The 2,312-nt window shown below is 51.8% G+C and carries 2 protein-coding genes and 1 pseudogene; all 3 read left to right on the top strand.

Annotated elements, in window-relative coordinates; genetic code table 11:
* Positions 1 to 386 (top strand): annotated as a pseudogene (locus KDK14_RS01340) (hypothetical protein); the annotation flags it as partial.
* Positions 387 to 492: 106 nt separating this feature from the next.
* Positions 493 to 1,029, top strand: coding sequence for a hypothetical protein (locus KDK14_RS01335; RefSeq protein ID WP_257263215.1), 537 nt, complete (start codon positions 493 to 495; stop codon positions 1,027 to 1,029).
* Entirely contained in the window at positions 1,026 to 2,210 is a 1,185-nt protein-coding gene (locus KDK14_RS01330; RefSeq protein WP_257263214.1) for an iron-containing alcohol dehydrogenase, read from the top strand. Before KDK14_RS01335 ends, KDK14_RS01330 begins: the two co-directional genes overlap by 4 nt.
* Positions 2,211 to 2,312 lie beyond the last annotated feature (102 nt).

Here is a 2,312-nt window from a genome sequence, read left to right as displayed (position 1 = left end):
AGTGCCAGCACAAGGAGTCAGAAATATATGATTTCATATGGTTAGCTACTTATGGGCATAAGTCTGTCTGCCATGGCGCTGGAGAGTACGCCCGGGATGAGGACGGCGATGGTTTCCACGAGGTTCATGTGAACACAATGGAGGGATTCTGGTCGCTGCTGCGCTCTTGGTTACGTCCCCATAGAGGAATATCACAAGAGATGCTCCCTCTGTATTTGGGATTCTTTGAGTGTCTGCACAACATTAGAAAGCGTGGGAAAGCTTCGCTATCCGGCCTTCCAGGAGTATTATTCAGGCAACTCCCCGGAATCCATCAAGAGCCAAGCTTTATTCACCCGAAGCCTGCCCCGTACCCAGCCCAAGGATTTTCTATCTCATTGTTCTGATTGATGCTCTTTCTATAGCCTATAGCCGACCATCGTCTTATTGTGGATAATGTCACCCGTAAACAACAACAATTAAAGTCCGGCGGTTCGCTGGCAGGAGCATCAGGTGACCCTACCCTTTCTCATTCCGTGGCGCATAAAGCGTTGGTATGTCCGTTTTATGCTGGCTTTTATTGGCCATGGGCTGGCCAGGGCCTGTCGGACTGACAAGCTGATCCAGAAGGAAATCGCAGCATTACCCGATGGTTTTGCCTTTGCCATGGGTGTTATGCCCAGCGGCCCATCTTTATATATGAAAAAAAGTGCAGGGCGAATAAAACCGGGTCGTAACAACAGTGATACAAAGCCCGATGTGGATATTCAATTCAAACATCTTGCCCATGCCTTTAATACGCTCTCTTTTCAGGAAGGCACAGCCGATGCCTTTGCCCGGGAAAGAATGGTGGTTGATGGCGACCTTTCCACATCCATGAAACTGGTGCGTTGCTTTGAACGACTGGAAGCGATCGCACTTCCCCGGTTCATAGGCCAAAAAATCATGCGTCATTACCCGGATATCTCCCTGACGGAAAAGCTGATGGGAGCCGTGCAAATCTATCTCGGTGTTTTTTCCGGTTTTGTTATGGGGGTGTTTGCCAGATGAGCCGCAGTTATTATGAGTTCTTCAACCCGGTAAAAATCGTTTCAGGCAATGAAGCCCTGGAGCATATCCCCTATGAACTGGCCAGCCTTGGGGTAAAAAAGCCGTTGATCATTACCGATGGCGGGGTGCTTGATGCCGGTTTAATTGAGCCCGTCAAGCGGGCTCTGGTGGTTGACAGGGTTCCGATAGCGGGTGTGTATAGTGATGTACCACCTGACTCATCAACCCGTGTTGTATCGGCCATCACCGGGCTTTATCGTGAGCATGGCGCGGATGGCATTATTGCCATTGGTGGTGGGTCAGTGATTGATACATCGAAGGCGGTCAACATTCTCGTCTCTGAAGGTGGTGATGATCTGCTGGCTTACAGCGGTTCTGGTGCGCTGACCAAACGACTAAAGCCGTTATTTATTCTGCCAACCACGGCGGGCACCGGTTCGGAAGTGACCAAAGTTGCGGTAATTCGAGATGATGTCAGTGGTCGTAAAGTGCCCTATGGCTCTTCATTTCTGATGCCTGATGTAGCAGTTCTTGATCCACGGATGACCCTGACATTGCCACCGCACATCACCGCTGCCACCGCCATGGATGCCATGACCCATGCGATTGAAGCGTTTATGGGTACGGCCAAAAACCCACTCAGTGATGCCTATGCCGCTGCCGCGATTAAAGGCATTCGGGAAAACCTGCTCAAGGTACTGGCCACGCCTGATAGCAGAGACCTTCGCTTGAAGCTGGCAGAGTCCGCCACTATGGCGGGCATTGCCTTTTCCAACTCCATGGTTGGGCTGGTGCATGCCATCGGGCACTCCCTTGGGGCGATAACCCATCTTCCCCACGGCGTCTGCATGAGCCTGATGCTGCCTTATGTTCTGGAATACAATCTGCCCAAGTGTGAACAGGCGATTGGTGAACTGCTGCTTCCCCTGGCCGGTGCCGAATTTTACAGCAAAATACCTGAAGAGCGGCGGGCTGCTGAAACCATCATCTATATCCGTGCCATGCGGGATGAACTGTTTGAGCAGACAGGGTTGCCAAGAACATTGTCAGAAAGTGGCAAGGTGCAGGAGTCGCAACTGGAGGACATTGCCCGTATGAGTATTGATGACGGTGCACTGCTCTATAACCAGGTGGATGCCGGCTTTGAGCAGGTGCTGGGGTTGTTGAAATCAGCCCTGTAAGTCGCTATCAAAAAGACATCGGATCTCATCCAACAGGCGGGAGTCCAGGAGGCTGTCCGAGAATAGCGCCCGACCGGGCGTCCCCGTAGCGAGGATTGCGAG

Source organism: Endozoicomonas sp. ONNA2 (assembly GCF_024606365.1).
Classification (GTDB): domain Bacteria; phylum Pseudomonadota; class Gammaproteobacteria; order Pseudomonadales; family Endozoicomonadaceae; genus Endozoicomonas.
Note: the sequence above shows the minus strand (reverse complement) of the source record. Positions and strands in the feature narration are given on the sequence as shown.